General features: G+C 62.9%; 17 protein-coding genes. 13 read left to right on the top strand and 4 right to left on the bottom strand.

Translation table 11 applies throughout. From position 1 onward, the window contains the following. Positions 1-15 precede the first annotated feature (15 nt). The 5 genes from D9V29_RS15260 (at position 16) to D9V29_RS13695 (ending at position 3,733) form a co-directional block, all read left to right on the top strand. Positions 16-144, top strand: coding sequence for a hypothetical protein (locus D9V29_RS15260; protein WP_375154070.1), 129 nt, complete (start codon positions 16-18; stop codon positions 142-144). Beyond that, positions 141-1,781, top strand: coding sequence for a relaxase/mobilization nuclease domain-containing protein (locus D9V29_RS13710; RefSeq protein WP_121673890.1), 1,641 nt, complete (start codon positions 141-143; stop codon positions 1,779-1,781). Before D9V29_RS15260 ends, D9V29_RS13710 begins: the two co-directional genes overlap by 4 nt. Positions 1,782-1,791: 10 nt before the next feature. Then, positions 1,792-2,661 carry a hypothetical protein gene (locus tag D9V29_RS13705; protein ID WP_121673889.1) on the top strand — a complete coding sequence of 290 codons (870 nt, stop codon included), beginning with the start codon at positions 1,792-1,794 and terminating at the stop codon, positions 2,659-2,661. 188 nt (positions 2,662-2,849) lie between these two features. Next, the gene (locus D9V29_RS13700) at positions 2,850-3,119 is read left to right on the top strand and encodes a hypothetical protein (RefSeq protein ID WP_147436295.1); all 270 of its coding nucleotides are present in this window, start codon (positions 2,850-2,852) and stop codon (positions 3,117-3,119) included. Positions 3,120-3,262: 143 nt separating this feature from the next. Beyond that, positions 3,263-3,733 carry a hypothetical protein gene (locus D9V29_RS13695; protein WP_121673887.1) on the top strand — a complete coding sequence of 157 codons (471 nt, stop codon included), beginning with the start codon at positions 3,263-3,265 and terminating at the stop codon, positions 3,731-3,733. Positions 3,734-4,084: 351 nt separating this feature from the next. On the opposite strand, the gene D9V29_RS13690 is transcribed toward D9V29_RS13695, so the two are convergent. After that, the gene (locus D9V29_RS13690; RefSeq protein WP_147436293.1) at positions 4,085-4,675 is read right to left on the bottom strand and encodes a hypothetical protein; all 591 of its coding nucleotides are present in this window, start codon (positions 4,673-4,675) and stop codon (positions 4,085-4,087) included. A gap of 191 nt (positions 4,676-4,866) precedes the next feature. Then, the gene (locus D9V29_RS13685; protein ID WP_229790581.1) at positions 4,867-5,274 is read right to left on the bottom strand and encodes a hypothetical protein; all 408 of its coding nucleotides are present in this window, start codon (positions 5,272-5,274) and stop codon (positions 4,867-4,869) included. 185 nt (positions 5,275-5,459) lie between these two features. Between D9V29_RS13685 and D9V29_RS13680 the strand changes: the two genes are divergently transcribed. Together D9V29_RS13680 and D9V29_RS13675 are read left to right on the top strand one after the other, a co-directional pair. Continuing rightward, positions 5,460-6,728, top strand: coding sequence for an Nramp family divalent metal transporter (locus D9V29_RS13680; RefSeq protein ID WP_121673885.1), 1,269 nt, complete (start codon positions 5,460-5,462; stop codon positions 6,726-6,728). Positions 6,729-6,760: 32 nt separating this feature from the next. After that, positions 6,761-7,423, top strand: coding sequence for a metal-dependent transcriptional regulator (locus tag D9V29_RS13675; RefSeq protein ID WP_121673884.1), 663 nt, complete (start codon positions 6,761-6,763; stop codon positions 7,421-7,423). Between the two features lie 226 nt (positions 7,424-7,649). Here D9V29_RS13675 and D9V29_RS13670 read toward each other — a convergent pair whose 3' ends face one another. After that, the gene (locus D9V29_RS13670; protein ID WP_229790582.1) at positions 7,650-7,988 is read right to left on the bottom strand and encodes a DUF6804 family protein; all 339 of its coding nucleotides are present in this window, start codon (positions 7,986-7,988) and stop codon (positions 7,650-7,652) included. Positions 7,989-8,268: 280 nt separating this feature from the next. Between D9V29_RS13670 and D9V29_RS13665 the strand changes: the two genes are divergently transcribed. Both D9V29_RS13665 and D9V29_RS13660 read left to right on the top strand, forming a co-directional pair. Beyond that, positions 8,269-8,772 carry a DUF3093 domain-containing protein gene (locus tag D9V29_RS13665; RefSeq protein WP_121673882.1) on the top strand — a complete coding sequence of 168 codons (504 nt, stop codon included), beginning with the start codon at positions 8,269-8,271 and terminating at the stop codon, positions 8,770-8,772. Between the two features lie 123 nt (positions 8,773-8,895). After that, a complete protein-coding gene (locus D9V29_RS13660) occupies positions 8,896-9,081 on the top strand; it encodes a hypothetical protein (protein WP_308428576.1) in 186 nt (61 codons plus the stop codon). Positions 9,082-9,229: 148 nt separating this feature from the next. Here D9V29_RS13660 and lspA read toward each other — a convergent pair whose 3' ends face one another. After that, positions 9,230-9,757, bottom strand: a complete 528-nt coding sequence (gene lspA, locus D9V29_RS13655) for a signal peptidase II (RefSeq protein ID WP_121673881.1) — start codon at positions 9,755-9,757, stop codon at positions 9,230-9,232. A 298-nt stretch (positions 9,758-10,055) separates the two neighbouring features. Between lspA and cmtR the strand changes: the two genes are divergently transcribed. The 4 genes from cmtR to resB all read left to right on the top strand — a co-directional run bounded on the left by cmtR (position 10,056) and on the right by resB (position 14,760). Next, positions 10,056-10,415, top strand: a complete 360-nt coding sequence (cmtR, locus tag D9V29_RS13650; RefSeq protein WP_121673880.1) for a Cd(II)/Pb(II)-sensing metalloregulatory transcriptional regulator CmtR — start codon at positions 10,056-10,058, stop codon at positions 10,413-10,415. After that, positions 10,412-12,364 (top strand): heavy metal translocating P-type ATPase, encoded by a 1,953-nt coding sequence (locus tag D9V29_RS13645; protein WP_183085032.1) that lies wholly within the window; start codon positions 10,412-10,414, stop codon positions 12,362-12,364. The genes cmtR and D9V29_RS13645 overlap by 4 nt, the downstream gene beginning before the upstream one ends. Beyond that, positions 12,361-12,948: a TlpA family protein disulfide reductase gene (locus D9V29_RS13640; protein WP_121673878.1), complete on the top strand. Its 588-nt coding sequence runs from the start codon at positions 12,361-12,363 to the stop codon at positions 12,946-12,948. The genes D9V29_RS13645 and D9V29_RS13640 overlap by 4 nt, the downstream gene beginning before the upstream one ends. A gap of 129 nt (positions 12,949-13,077) precedes the next feature. Then, complete coding sequence (resB, locus tag D9V29_RS13635) at positions 13,078-14,760, top strand: cytochrome c biogenesis protein ResB (RefSeq protein ID WP_121673877.1); 1,683 nt, start codon at positions 13,078-13,080, stop codon at positions 14,758-14,760. Positions 14,761-14,984: the final 224 nt, after the last annotated feature.

Here is a 14,984-nt window from a genome sequence, read left to right as displayed (position 1 = left end):
AACGTTGCGAACAACGTGAACCAGCTCGCCCGGTTCGCCAACACTGAGAGCACGTTTCCCGCCGAGGCGGAAGCGATCGTGCAGGAGTACCGCGCCCTCGTTCCACGACTCAGTGCGGCACTGGACAGGCTCGATCAGTCATGATGCCGAACGTTACGCGCGGGAACGAGATGACCGGTCTGATGGTGTACCTCGGTGGCGAGGGGCGACACAACGAGCATCAGGAGCAGCACTTGGTGGCGGGGGATGCGGCCATCGTGACGATGTACGGATTCGACCAGCTGGACAAGGCAACGGCGCTCAAGATCGCCCATGACCTCGATGAGCCGCGGATACGGCTCGGGGTCAACGTGACCCGGACGGCACGGATCACCGACCCAGGTACCGGTGTGGTGTCCACGACGCAGGTAGACGCCAATGTGTGGCATTGCTCGCTGTCATTGCGGGCCGAGGAAGGCCAGCTGAGTGACGAGAAGTGGGGCGCGATCGCTCAGGACTTCGCGGACCGGATGGGCTTCACCGAAGCCAGCGGGAAAGCGCCGTGCCGGTGGGTTGCGGTTCGTCACGGACTGTCCACGAACGGCAACGACCACGTGCACATCGCGGTGTCCCTGGTGCGCGAGGACGGCACCAAAGCGACAACCCACAACGACTTCGCCAAGGCGCAGAAGGTCTGCCGCGATCTTGAGCGTGACTACGGGCTGGAGCAGCTGGAGAGCCGGGAAACAGGTTTGGGGGAGCGGGGCGTCAAGCCCGCTGAGCGCGCACGCCAGGAACGCACCGGTGCCGTCGAGGTCGACGCGCACCGGCTCGAACGCACCGTCCGTGCCGCTGCTACAGCGTCGGTCGACGAGGGCGAGTTCGTCCGCCGGCTGCGCCGCGGCGGGGTACTCATCCGACCCCGTTTCGCCGCCGGACGCGATGACGTTGTGGCCGGCTACTCGGTTGCTCTCCGACCGGCCGAGGGCGCCACACCGATCTGGTACGGCGGCGGGCGGCTGGCTCGTGACCTCACGTTGCCGCGACTGCGCGAAGGATGGCCGGACGCACCCGCCACCGCACAGGCCGCGGCTGAGGAGTGGCGCGCTACCAGCAAGAACCCCTGGCAGTACCGACCGGTTGCGCCGGGCCGCGAGGAAACCACGCCGGACCCGCAACTGTGGAAGCAGTACACCGACGAATTGGCGCAGCTCCGTAAGCAGCTGAGGGACGTTCCAGTTACTGACCGGGCGACGTGGGCTCACGTTGCTCGGGAGACTTCTGGAGTGTTCGCGGCATGGTCACAGCGGGTTGAGGCGACGCCTGGACCGCTTGCTGAGACTTCCCGCGAGTTGGCCCGGAGCGCGCACCTCAGGGCTCATCAGTCGAAGCCGAAACCAGCGCGGCTCGGCTCCGCAGCGAACGCCGCAATGATTCTCATGCAGGCCGCCAGTGGCGGCCGCGGAACCATGGCGGAAGCCATCATGCTGCGCCAGCTCGGCCGGGTGAGCGTCGCGATCCTCGACGCTCACACCGCGGCCGGCGACGCGCGACGAGCCGAACAGATGACGGCAATGATGCGCAGCAAGTTCGCTCAGGTGCAGCAGAGTCTGCCGGAGATCTCGGCGACAACGACCGGGGCCGGCAGCCGGGTGATGACGTCCGAGAACGAGGCGATGCGCCGCGCGACGGACGGACTTGCAGCGCCCGGCACCGGCTCGCCGCTGCCGAACAAGCTGCACCCGAGTAAGCACAAAACGCCAGTCACGCCACGCGAGCGTGACGGTCACGGAAGGGACTAGGGGACCAAACATGGCCGACGAAACAGACGGAGTAGGCGAAACGTTCGACGATTCGCTGCGGATCGCTCTCACAGTGGCATCGCAGTTCGGCGAGCGAATCTCCCGACTGCGTGAGCAGATGAGCCACACGCGAGAGGCTGCCGCACAGCAGGAGTACCGCGAGCTTGAGAATCGGTTTGAGGCAGAACGCGGCGCCGCTCGCGCCAGCCTTGAACTGGTGCGGCGCGCCGAGTGGTGGGTCAGTGCGAAGGTCGAGGACATTGCCCTGGCCCACGAGGCAGCGACCGTGTGGCGGGACCACGACGACGTTGCACGTAACGCCGGCGACACGATCCGTCGGGAGGTGCAGGACCGTTACGGCATCGACGTCGACGCGCCGGGAGGAGATCCCGCCCAGGTCGCCGCGGCGTTGCGCGAAGCCGAGCAGGCCCGCGCTGACGCCCGCGACGAACGAGAGCGGTCAGCGGAAGAACTCACTGCCAGCCAGATCCTCTTCGCTAACGCTGAGAGGAGAGAGCGGGAGACTCAGGTGCAGTCAGAGAAGGACTGGAACTCCGGCGACGGCGACGTCGCGGATATCGCAAATTCCAACGATTTCGCGAATCGGGAGGCCGGCTGGAATCAAGCCGGTGATGCAGCCACCGAGCGCAGTGCCAGCGCCCAGGAGTACGACAGCTCCGAACGCCGCCAAGAGTTCGCCAGCAGTCTCGAAGAAAGGGGCATCGCGAAAGAGACGATCGCTGCCCGTATCCTCGCCGACGGCGAGAATGCGAAACACCCACGAGAAGCAGTAAAGACGACAGCGAGAAAAGCATCGAAAAACCGTGGCAGTGCTCCGTCAGCTGCTCAGCACCGTGAGCGCGGCGGCCTCACCCGCTGATGGCCAGTCCAAAGCAGCGGAGAACCGCTCGCCGCGAGAAGAAGAGAGAGGTCGCGTTTGGCCGCCTTGTCCCCTGGATGCCCGCCGAGCTGCCGGTCGACGCGCAACCATACTGGCCAGCCCAGTCGGAGTGGCCCACAGTAGAAGAGGTAGACAGGTTAGTGCGGACGACTCGGAAGAAGCCGGACGTGCGCCTCGCTATCCTGACCGGATTGCGGCGCTACGCCGAACCCGGGACCGCCCAGATGCTCGTCGCGATCGGCTCTGTCATCGTATCCATCACCGCCGTTGTCCTCGCGGTCGCCGCCCTCAACCCGCTATTTCACATGGGGGCAGCCGGCGCAGGTCTCGTGTACGTCGTCCTAGTGATTTGGGGGATCGGTCTCGCGCTTCGGATCGATGAACGGCGTAAGGCTGCTTCTGTCTGGCTCAAGGCGCTCGAGAGCAGTATTCGTTAGGTCCGAGTATGAGCTCAGTCGGGCAGACTAGAAACTCTACTCAGTATTGCGAAAATCAAATATTAGGTTAGATAGAGATAGATATGGGCGCCCGGAGGCTTTTCCGAGGTCGTTGCCTCGGGCGCAAAAGGGTTACTGGAAACATGCGGTGGAACCGAAAAGTACATGATCCTTTCGACGGCAAGGACCTCATTCTCGAGCTTCTCGATCACGAGGTCGATCGACAGCGCGCTGACGTTGCCTCTCGAGGAGCTATGGTCGCAACCCGCGCCGCTGTCTTGATCGCGTCGGCCAGCATCATCACCTCTCTGCAGTCCGATCCAGGGGGACCAGCCTTTATTGCGACTGTCATACTCACCGCTGCGGCAGCCATGACGGGTGTGGTCGTCCTAGTTATGCGTAGTGGAGACGAACTATCAATCGTGGAACTCGAAAAGGCACTATGGCCGATGGCCACCAACGAGGCGCGCAGGGATCTGGTCTACCAAAAGCTGTATGCCCTCCGCGGAGACGAGAAACGGCTTCGGCGCCGAGCCCGCACGCTCAACGTCGGGTTCGCCCTTCTTACGGCATCATTGATCTCGACAGCTTTCCATCTCACGACCACTATCTAGCGAAGGAGCAAAGTGGCCAAGGACTCAGGGAATCAACAGTCCACACCGCCGCCTCCTCCGGCCAGACGCCCTACCGTGCGGATTGTTAAAGAATCCGGCAACCACCAAGTGCGCAATCAACCGAAGCCACCGCGTCCGCCGGAACCGCGCAGGTAGTACAGCACCATACGAAGACTCATTGTCGGTGGGCTTGATCAATCGATTGCGGTCAGGGCATCAACGCTAGTGTCGCTAGCGCCTTCAGGGCACGTACGTGTATGCCTTGAGTCGAGATCAGTCAGTGTTCGCTCGGTAGCGGCGCAATTGGTCAATGAGTCGTTGGCCAATGTCATCTGAAGAATATTCGCGCCTCTATCGCGTTTTGATCTTGCAGTGCTCTTGTGCCTTCTTCAATGCGGTATCCGTTTCCAGAATTGGCTCCGTATCGGTTACGGCCACTGGTTCGGCCTCGCCCAGGTCGGTTGCGCGCATCCAGTAACCCCAACACATGCCGGTTCCGCCGGGCGGTCTGCCGTGCTTAGAAAGGAATCTCACCCCGAGAGGTACTGTGCCGTCGTCGAGAACAACGTCTTCCCGAAGCCAAGTTGCGATGGCTGTGGTTAGAGTTCGATCGTCGCCGGTGACTTGCGCAAGGGTTAGTGGCTCGGCCCGAGAGTCCTTCGACGTCGGCAATCCAGCGTCGAAATGGCGATTGATTGCCGCGAGAGTGTCGGTGGCCGTCATATCAACCCACCAACCGGGCGGAAACTTCAGAGTGAAGAGGGAGCGGCCATCACGAAAGTTGCGAGGGAGCCAGCTGGCTTTCATGTTGCCCGCCTCATCCCACTCGGCCACCACCTTTTGCCAGAGCTCCTCGAGCGGCACTCCGATGAAGTCGGCCTCTTTCTGGAGCGCCCTTCTCGCCTCGTTAATCTTGGTTCTGTACGGGGCGAGAAGTTCCATGTATGCCGTGAGCCTGTCATCGGAGGCATAGACGGTCGAGGCGATCGTGTCATAGCGGCCCCAAAAAACCACATCGTCCGTTATGGAACGTGGGGGAGGGGCGAGTGGCCCCCGCGATTCTCGAGCGATGCGAATCGCGGAAACTGGGCTCGCGACGAGTGCGAGCCCAGTTTCAGTGCAGACTCTCTCGATCAACCGCTGAACGTGTCGTCGATAAGGGCCTGTGCAGCGACGCTGACGTCCTTGAAGCGATCTTCACGGATAGCCGTTACAGGGGTGTCATAACCTAACCAAGGGTTCGCTCCGATGAACCAAACCCGTGCGACATGCTCACCCTCTGCTTCAGCGACCTTCTGCCACTGTTCGTAGGCAAAGATGAGTCGTCGCTGAGCCTCGGGGCGCGGCTGTGGGCCGTTCTCCTTTGCCCACTTGTGGGAAGCTTTGGTGTCCTTCGAGCCGGACAGGGCGGCGACGAGTGTGCCGCCTAAGGCACCATTGAGGCGTCGTGTCATTTCCCGGTAGTCCAGGCGAATCGCGCGCTGGTGGGCAGCGTTACTCGTTCGCTGGTTGACGGCGCTATTGCTAATGGTCTTGGCCATTTCGGGCCTCTTCTCTCCTTGACGGCAATTACAACCCTACTGCGCTATCGTGATGAAATCTACCATTTAACCACTGATAAGCCACTCCAAACTCCGGAGAAACGTGTTGCATACCCGGCGGTCGCGACCTCGTCGATGGAGCAGATGGGTCTTTCGGCCGGCTAGTTCAGGACATATATTTAGGCATGCCGAAAACTGCCGTGTCGTCAGCGTCAAATCCCGCTGTTCGTCATTCTTTCGTGAGATCCGCCCGGCTGTTCGGGTTGCTCGGCCCCGCCTTGGTCGCCGGTGTCGCCTACGTAGATCCTGGGAACGTAGCCACCAACATGACGGCCGGCGCCCGCTACGGGTACCTGCTGGTATGGGTCATCGTCGCCGGCAATGTGATGGCTTGGCTGATCCAATACCTCTCCGCGAAGCTCGGTATCGTCACGGGAACCAGCCTCCCGGAAATCCTGGGCAAGCGCATCCGCCGGCCGTGGACACGACGCCTGTACTGGTTCCAAGCGGAATTGGTCGCCATGGCCACCGACCTAGCGGAAATCATCGGCGGCGCCGTCGCCCTTTACCTGCTGTTTGGTCTCCCACTCTTGGCTGGCGGCATCATCACCGGCGTCATTTCCATGATCGTGCTGACAGTACAGAGCCGCCAGGGCCCGCGTGTCTTTGAGCGGGTTATCATCGCGCTGCTGCTGATCCTCACCGCGGGATTCACCGCCGGCATCTTCTTCGCGCCACCGGACGCCGGCTCCGTGATCGCCGGGCTGGTGCCCCGGTTCGAGGGCACCGACTCGGTGCTCCTGGCAGTTTCTATGCTGGGCGCAACCATCATGCCGCACGTCATCTACGCCCACTCCGCCCTCGCCCGCGACCGGTTCCCGCAACTTCAAGGTGCACCCATAATCCGTCGATTGTTGTGGGCAACCAAATGGGACGTAACGATCGCCATGGCTATCGCCGGAACCGTGAACCTCGCCATCCTCCTCCTCGCAGCATCCGCTCTCCAAGGCGTCGACGGAACCGACACCCTGCAGGGCGCCTACCTCGCATTGCACGTCACAATCGGGCCGATGATCGCCACCACCTTCGCTGTAGGTTTGCTCGCGTCCGGCCTTGCCTCAACCTCGGTCGGCGCCTACGCCGGCGCGGAGATCATGCACGGCCTGCTGCGCCGCCGGATACCGCTGCTCATGCGCCGAGTGATCACGCTTATACCCGCGCTGCTGATCCTTGGCCTCGGCTACGATCCAACTCGGGCGCTTGTACTTAGCCAAGTTGTGCTGTCGTTCGGGATACCGTTCGCGCTCATCCCGCTGGTGTGGATCACCACGCGCCGGACCATACTAGGCGCACACACCAACCGGTGGTTCACCACAACGGCCGGGATAATCTGCGCCATCGTGTTGGTCTCGCTGAACGTGTTACTGCTCGCTCTGCTGTTCACCACGTCGTAACCCGAAACCCTCCCACGCATTCGGAGCACCTAATGAAACACCCCTCACCCGCCGCAGAGGATTACCTGAAGGTCATCTATGGGCATACCGAATGGCAGCCTAAGCCGATCGGGCCATCAGCGTTGGCGGCGCGACTGGGCGTCGCTCCCTCCTCGGTAACCGAGATGGTTAAGAAGCTGGCAACCGCTGGTCTGGTGGCCCACGCACCGTATGGTCCTCTAACGCTGACTGACGCAGGCTATCGTCGGGCATCCGCCATTGTGCGCCGGCATCGCCTGATCGAAACTTGGCTGGTACACGAGATGGGATACCGCTGGGATGAGGTACACGACGAAGCCGAAGTGCTCGAGCACTCGATTTCCGACCGGCTGGTAGAGGCGATCGATGCGCGGCTGAGCTATCCCACGCGGGACCCCCATGGCGACCTGATTCCCTCGGCCGATGGTGTGGTGGCCCCGGTGTCCGCTCTTCTGCTGGCGGACGCGACACGCGGTGATACCGGCACAGTGCTGCGTATCAGCGATCGAGATCCAGCGATGCTGCGCGACCTCGCCGCCGCCTCGATCGTCCCCGAAACCGGGCTCACAGTGATCGGCCCTCGCATAGTCCGTCTGCCCAGTGGTGAGGTCCGGACGCTAACTCCCGCAATGGCTGAGTCGATCTGGATCGCGCCGGGCCGGGCCTGTGACGTATGAGAAAAGAGCGGGCCTGATAGCTGGCTCAGCGCAACGGCAGGCCAAAATTTGATTCCGCCTGCCGCCCGTCGACGATGGAGCTAGCCAGTGCGCGCCCCCAGCAGCTCGCGGCCTATCGGCGGACCCCTTCGGCCATCTTCACCGCCCGCCTAGCGTGCGCGACCCCATTGCTGGGGCCCGTTTGCACGGACGCGAGCCGGCGGTTGGTCGGCTGATATGGTGCTGTTCAGCCCGCGGGGGTGTCATTCCGTCGTACGGGGACCTTGAGCCTTACGCCAATGATGATGAGGACGAGTGCGGCGATAAATTGTGCGGACACCCATCCCTGGCCATGCAGCTCAATGACGATGACCGGATTCCAGATGACCGCAATCGGTACAAGCCCGAGCAGCCACCACCAGGCTTTCGCCTGGATCACGAAGACACATACGATCAGCGCCAGAATGCTGACGACATAGCGAATGATTATGAAGCTCTCGACGTCCAGCAGCGCGAGGCCCGCTATCAGAACAATTGCACCAAGTAGACCGGGTGCGAGGGCGGAACGCAGGAACGGAGAATCCACGGGGGTCCCTGTTGGTCGGTCAGCTGAGCGCATTTGCTCACTCTACCGAAGGGCAGTTACGGCTTCACACCACAGTGCCGCCGCGAGGTAACGGGAAAAGGCCGTCGGTGATTCTGAAGCGCGGAGGCCCCCGGACTCGATCTTGTGAACGGGTCTTCGGTAAAAGCGTATTGTGATGAACACAAGGCTTTGGATATCACCCCGTGAACAAGCCCCGTGATCAACCTCATATGTTCTTGTGCTATCCCAGACAAAGCAGAATCCCAGGTTCAATAACGTCATGCATTACTACTACCGAGAACGGCTGTGGCCAACACCTTGGATATTCATCTCCACCGCGCTCGTAATTCCGGCGAGCCTCATTGTCTTCTTGCCGATCAACACGATCGTGGGCATTATGACAGCCGTCTTCCTGTACCTTGGCGTAGTCACAATGCTCCTCCTTGCTTCCCCGGTAGTCGCCGTAAGTGACTCCGGCCTTATCGCAGGTCCAGCGCGACTGCCGCTCGAACACATCGGGCAGCCCCAAGTCTTTCTGGACGAGGAAGCCACGCTTGAGCGGGGCCCCCGACTCGATGCACGAGCCTGGCTGCTAATCCGAGGGTGGGTATCACCTGTCATCAAGATCCCTCTAAATGACCCAGCAGACCCAGCCCCCTACTGGCTTATCTCCTCTCGACACCCGCAGCGGGTCGCAGATGCTCTATCGGAAGCAACCTCAGCGATTCCGACTCCTGACGGGACGCAAGAGGCCGCGCTAGACCAGGAACGTCCGCCCCAATGACCGCGCGGCGAGATTGTTCTGTATCGCAGCCCGCCGGCGAGCACGTGTCTTAGGAAGAATAATGACTTTTCGGCAAGCGGCCTCCGCGGCCTCTCATTTGATCGCTATCGCAGGAGACTCAGCATGAACATGGACAATTATTGGTTCAATGCCATCTTCTCGGTGGTCCCCACCCTCGTGGTGGGGTTGTTCTTCTGGTTCGTCATGCGGTCAATCATCCGGATGGACCGAACCGAGCGGAAGGCTTATGCCCGCATCGAGGCCGAAGAGCGCGCCAAGCTGGAGGCAAGATTGGGCGAAGAAGCCTGAGGCTTTTCTTTTCCGCCGATGCATAACCCACGCAACGGTCAGGTTGGGGGAGCCGAGGGTTGCAGTTGAGCGACTACGGCCCTACGTGGAAGTATGTCGTCGTGAAGGCGACGCCGCCGGCCGTGCCGCCCAGCAGCGAGCTGGCCGCTTAGCGCGCCGAGCGGTGCGACTCGCCACTCCCGAACAAGCTGTGCGCAATCCACGCGACCATGCCGCAGACGACCAGTACGTCACCGAAATTGAAGATGGCGAACCAATCCACAGCGATCATGTCGACCACGTGTCCGGTGAGTAGACCATCGTTCCCCCGAGTGATTCGGTCATACATGTTGCCCCATCCGCCGCCAGCCACCAGCCCGAGGATCGCGAGTTCGGTAAGGCGGTGCCGTCTGACTATTTTCCACGCGATCCAAACAGATAGTGCGGTGAGGAGGATCAAGACAAAGAAACCCGTGACGGCACCATACTCTGCGCCCAGACTGAACGCGACTCCAGGATTGAAAGCCAAACGGAAGGAAACGGATGGGAGCAAAACGAACTCGGTGCCGTCGGCCAGAGCGGAGAGGGCCCAAAGCTTGGTTAGCTGGTCGACCGCGAACGAAGCGGCAAACACGCCCAGCGTGCTGGCCAGAAGCGCGCGTCGAGATAGCCGGGTCTCCGTATTCGGAGCGCTCATGCGCTCGCAGACCCGTTGCCAGCTGCTGCGCGGTCCCAAGCTAAGGCAGCCGAGCGGTTGGCCCAGGGAAATACTCCCGCCGCCAGGGCACAGTAGTCGCGCTTCTCGATCGTCATTCACCGATGATATCGGTTGAGTAGCCTGCAACCTGCGTGAGACTCAGCATGTCGTCTCCCACGTCGACGCCGGCACTCCTTGATGAGCGCTCTAGGTGTTGCCTTCGAGCATGCTATCGGCTCTGTGAGGGGCGCCCTCGCCTCCTTTTTCGTTTTTACAGCGTTCGCTGTATTATCACTGGATGCTGACTATTGCCTCTCGTGTTGATGTGATGAACCGGTTGGGCCGGGCGATGGCGGATCCGACGCGATCTCGAATATTGATGATGCTCCTGGATGCACCCAGCTATCCGGCGGTGCTGTCCCGTGAGCTGGAGTTGACGCGGTCGAATGTGTCGAATCATCTGTCCTGTCTGCGGGATTGTGGGATCGTGGTGGCTGAGCCGGAGGGCCGGCAGACACGGTACGAGATCGCTGACCCACACCTGACTGCGGCCCTCAACATGCTGGTCGAGATCACGCTAGCGGTCGATGAGAACGCTGCCTGCATCGATCCTGCCTGCGCGGTTCCGGGGTGCTGCGAGCCGGGAGCGGACGCGTGAGCGCGGTGACAGGGTCGCAGGTCAACGAGGTCGACATCGACGACGACGATGATGACGCGCCCTGGTGGCGCGATCGTGAGATCCTTGTGCCAGTGTTTTCCGGCATTGCGTTCCTCGCGGGACTGATTTGCGAGTGGTCCGGGGCCGAGGTTCCCGCGCTGGTGCTGTTCTGGGTGGGCCTGCTGCTGGGTGCGTCCACATTCACACCCGGAGCGATACGGAAGCTGTTCAAGGGCAAACTCGGGATCGGCCTGCTGATGACAATCAGCGCGCTCGGCGCAGTGATTCTCGGCTACGTCGAGGAAGCCGCCGCGCTAGCCTTCCTGTACTCAATCGCCGAAGCGCTGGAAGACAAGGCGATGGACCGCGCCCGCGGTGGTCTCCGGGCGCTGCTCAAGCTCGTGCCGGAAACGGCAACCGTCCTGACCGATGGGACTGCCACGCAGATTCCCGCGAGGGAGCTCAAAGCGGGGCAGCTGATGCTGGTGCGCCCCGGTGAACGGATCGCGACCGACGGGGTCGTGCATTCCGGGCAAAGCAGCCTGGATACGTCTGCGATCACCGGTGAATCAATCCCGGTCGAGGTCGAGCCCGGCCACCCGGTCTCAGCTGGTGCGATCAACATCGCCGGCGCACTGGAGGTCGAGGCGACCGCGGCCGGGACCGACAACTCGCTGACAACGATCGTGGAGCTCGTCGAGCGCGCCCAGGCCGAGAAGGGCGACCGAGCCAGGCTCGCAGATCGGATCGCGAAGCCGCTCGTGCCGGGAGTGCTGATCCTCGCCGCCCTCGTCGCAGTGATCGGGTCGCTATTCGGCGACCCGGAGCTATGGATCACCCGAGCATTGGTGGTGCTGGTGGCCGCGTCCCCATGCGCGCTGGCGATCTCGGTCCCGATCACCGTCGTCGCGGCGATCGGAGCAGCCAGCAAGTTCGGTGTGATCATCAAGTCCGGCGCAATCTTCGAACGCTTCGGCGGCGTGCGCCACGTCGCAGTCGATAAGACCGGTACCCTCACCCGCAACAAGCCGACCGTCACTGCTGTGCTCACCGTCGACGGGGCCGACGTAGACCAGGTGCTGGGCTGGGCGGCCGCGCTGGAGCAACACAGCACCCATCCTCTCGCCACCGCGATCGCTGCCGCCGCCCCCGATACTCCCGCGGCCGCTGATGTCACCGAACTCGCCGGGCACGGCATCCAGGGCGTCGTCGATGGCATCACGATCACGGTCGGCAGTCCCCGCTGGCTTGACCCGGGCGCCCTGGCCGATCGTGTCGCAAGCCTGGAAGAGCAGGGCATGACGGTGGTGATTGTGCACCGCGACGGCGAGCATGTCGGTGCGATCGGTGTGCGCGACGAGCTGCGCCCGGAAGTGCCGGAGGTCGTTCGCACTCTGACCGGTCAGGGCATCGGGGTGACCATGCTGACCGGCGATAATGTCCGCACCGCCCACGCTCTCGCAGCGCAGGCCGGGATCACCGACGTGCGGGCCGAGATGCGCCCGGAGGATAAGGCCGCGGCGATCTCGGAACTCACGGCCGTCGCGCCTGCGGCGATGATCGGCGATGGCATCAACGATGCCCCGGCCCTGGCGGCGGCGGACATCGGCATCGCGATGGGCGCGACCGGTTCCGATGCGGCGATCGAGTCCGCCGACGTGGCCTTCACGGGCCACGACCTGCGACTCATTCCTCGCGCGTTTGACCACGCTCGCCGGGGCCGGCGCATCATCAACCAGAACATCGTCCTGTCGCTGCTGATCATCGTCGTACTTCTGCCGCTCGCGCTCTTTGGTGTCCTCGGGCTTGCCGCGGTCGTGCTCGTCCACGAGATCGCCGAAGTGATCGTCATCCTCAACGGCCTCCGAGCCGCACGTACCCCCGACATCAGCCACACCAACCCCGCGGCTGTTTTCGCGGCGAGTCCCGCCGACGTGCGGGCGGTATGACGCGACGGATGCGAGCGGCGGCGATCGGAATCGCCGCCGCGCTGCTTCTTACCGGCTGCGCCAGCGACCCCCTCGCCGAGCAATACAAAGAGGGCAGTAACAAGGGATACATCGCGGGCGACGGATCTGTGACCGAAATTCCCGAGGCCGAGCGGGGCGAGTCGATCAGCTTCTCCGGCACCACAGAGGGTGGCGACCAGATCTCCTCCGTCGACTTCGCCGGTGAGGTGCTCGTCGTCAACTTCTGGTACGCCGCATGCGCCCCCTGCCGGGCCGAAGCACCGGACCTGCAGGAGCTCAGTGCCGCGTACGACGGCAAAGGTGCGCAGTTCATCGGCGTCAACGTCTACGACCAGGCGGACACGGCGCTCTCGTTCAACGAAACGTACGGCATCACCTACCCGTCGATCCTTGACGTCCAGGACGGTGCCGTGAAGCTCGCCTTCACAGGAACGGTGCCGCCGAAAGCAGTCCCGACCACGATTGTCCTCGACAAGGAGGGCCGGGTCTCAGCCCGCATCCTTGGCCAGCTGAAGGAAGCATCCATCCTCAGTACGCTTGTCAGCGACGCGATCGACGAGTAGGACGCATTATGAATTCAGGTGGAATCGCCCCTCAACGGCCGGATGTTCGCGGCCATTCCGATCGCTCGAGTGGCGGGGCGGGTCCCGGGGGAACGCTCATGCCACGGGTTGGAGAGCTGATCAACGGCTATGTCACGACCATCTGATTACGTTGACGCCGGGGCCCGTCCCCAGGCGGAGGGCCCCGGCGACGGTATCGTCCAGCCGAAGCTCGGTTTCGTCGGCACGCTGAGGTTCATCTGGCGGCAACTGACGAGCATGCGCACGGCGCTGTTGCTGTTGCTGCTGCTGGCGGTCGCGGCGGTGCCCGGGTCGCTGGTGCCGCAGCGCAGTTCGGACCCGAACGGTGTCATCCAGTACTTCGACAACAATCCCGATCTCGCGCCGATGCTCGAGAGTATCCAGATGTTCGACGTCTACGGTTCGGTCTGGTTCTCGAGCATCTACCTGCTGCTGTTCGTGTCGCTGATTGGCTGCGTGATCCCTCGCACGAAGCACCACTTCCAGGCGATGCGGTCGCGTCCGCCGCGCACCCCTGCCCGGCTTCAGCGCCTCGCCGCGCACACCGAGGTCACCCTCGAGGGTGGTAACGCCGGTACCGCGATCGAGTCGGCGCACGCGCTACTCAAGAAGTCCGGCTACCGGACCGAGCTCTACCAGGGCCGGAACGGTGACGTGTCGGTCTCAGCCGAGCGCGGGTACCTCCGAGAGACCGGCAACCTGGTCTTCCACTCGGCGCTCGTCGGTATGCTCCTCACCGTCGGGATCGGCGGCGGATTCGGATATGCCGCTCAGCGGGTCATCGTCGAGGGACAGACTTTCGTCAATACTCTGCTGGACTACAACTCGTTCAACCCCGGGCGGTTCTACAACCCGGACGACCTCGCACCGTTCGCCATGACGCTCGACAAATTCGACGTGACCTACGAGCAGAAAAACCTTAACGCGTATGGCCAGCCGATCGACTTCACCACTCGGGTCACCATGCGGTTGCCGACTGGCGAGACCGAGAAGCGGGTCGTCAGGGTGAACGACCCGCTCCGGTTTGAGGGCGCCGACATCTACCTGCTCGGCAACGGGTACGCGCCTAAGATCACGGTCCGCGACCCGGAGGGCAGCGTGGTCTGGACTGATTCCGTTCCTTTCCTTCCGCAGGACGGCAACCTGACCTCCCTCGGCGTGATCAAGATCCCCGACGGGCTGGACGAGCAGATCGGCATGATCGGCTTCCTCTATCCCACGGCTTACAAGATGGAGACCGGCGCGTACACCTCCACGTACCCTGACCTCGTCTTCCCGGTGCTGACGCTCAATGTGTTCGCGGGGGACCTCGGCATCAACGACGGCGCCCCGAAGTCGGTGTACGAGCTCAACGTGGATGACATGACGCAATTGAGCGGCGGCGAGTCGGGCGTGGATTCGATCGAGTTGATGCCTGGGCAGAGCCAGGAACTGCCGGACGGGCGCGGCACGATCACCTTTGAGAACGTGAATCCGGATGCCGGGGCACCCGCTGATCAGGACGCTACGACCACTGACTACGCCGGTTCCGTTGCCCGCTTCGCGTCCTTCGATGTCCACACCGACCCGACCGTGGGCTGGGTGCTCACCTTCGCGATCCTCATCCTCGGCGGGTTACTGACCTCGCTGTTCGTCCCGCGCCGGCGGGTATGGATCAAGGCGACAGACAACGCGGACGGCACGGTACGGGTGGAGTACGCCGGTCTGGCCCGCGGTGAGGACCCCGGATTGGGTGAGGCCGTTGACGCCCTCGCCTTCCGACACGGCACTGCTCTCGGCCTACAGCGATGAACCCGCGCACTTCGGTAATCCTCACCCACGGGATCAGCCTGGTGGGCGACTCTGCTATGTCGTCCCGATCGGACGGCCCCAGCCGTGCTGCCTTTGTGTGGCGTGCGGCCACGTCGTGATCTTCCGCCGTTCGCACAACCGAGCGGCATCCGCCGAACCTTCCCGCAAAATCGAGAGGCACCCCTAAATCGTGGATCTGAATGAACTGTCCGTGCTATCGCTCT

It is taken from the genome of Mycetocola manganoxydans (assembly GCF_003667545.1).
GTDB lineage: Bacteria > Actinomycetota > Actinomycetes > Actinomycetales > Microbacteriaceae > Mycetocola_A > Mycetocola_A manganoxydans.
The sequence above is the reverse complement of the archived record's forward strand: the minus strand, read 5'-3'. Positions and strand labels throughout refer to the sequence as shown.